Origin of the sequence: Nitrobacter winogradskyi (assembly GCF_006539545.1) — a bacterium.
Lineage (GTDB): Bacteria > Pseudomonadota > Alphaproteobacteria > Rhizobiales > Xanthobacteraceae > Nitrobacter > Nitrobacter winogradskyi_A.
The window spans coordinates 1-697 of sequence record NZ_BJNF01000084.1; the positions used below are offsets into that span (position 1 = coordinate 1).

A 697-nucleotide genomic window follows, 5' to 3' on the forward strand; every position below is an offset into this window, starting at 1 on the left:
GATGTTCCCGTTCAGCCGGCTGCGCCGCCGTCAAAGCCGCGGTCGCGCCAGGCCCCGCGGCAACGCGATTACAATCGCCGCCGCTTTCTCGGCTGGCTGCGCGACGAGGTGGCGGTGCTGCGTTCCGTCGGGCTCGGCGTTCGCGAGATCGCCGTGCGTCTCGATATCGAGGAATATGACGTCCTGGCGTTCTGTCCGAAACCAAAGGAGAGCGTTTTGCGTCGCAGCCTTCCGCGTCGTGCCGTCGAGGCGCTCCTTCATGGCCGCCACGCTTCGCTCGGAGGCCGGACGATCGCCAAGCGCAGCCGCCATCTCGTCGAGATCGCCTCGGCCTACACCTGGGAAGAACTCTTGTCCGAACCCGGCGTCGGTACCGTCACAGCTTCGGAAGTCCGGCTTTGGCTTGAGGAGCGGGGAGTGACGCTGAGAAAATCGGAAGGTGAATAACTAGCGTTTGCGATCCGAGCTATCCGGTTCGCGCGAAGAAAACGCGTAAAAATATAAAGAAAGATAGAGTCTTTCACTGTTTCCTTGAAGCGGTGACAAGTTCGAGAGTCTGTTTCAACTGCGTTGAATCCGTTTCAACAGCGTTGAATCAGACCCGTCGCTTACCTTTCTGTTCAGCACGATCTTTTCCGAAAACCGGTTTCCACTTTGCGCGGGCGTGGCCTTTCGGGTCGGGATCTTGCTTTAGAGC

1 protein-coding gene is annotated in these 697 nt (G+C 59.1%); it reads left to right on the forward strand.

What is annotated here, in order from left to right:
• The coding region (locus tag NWI01_RS14630; protein ID WP_141384716.1) for a hypothetical protein at nt 1-447 on the forward strand (447 nt) is incomplete at its 5' end.
• Nucleotides 448-697 lie beyond the last annotated feature (250 nt).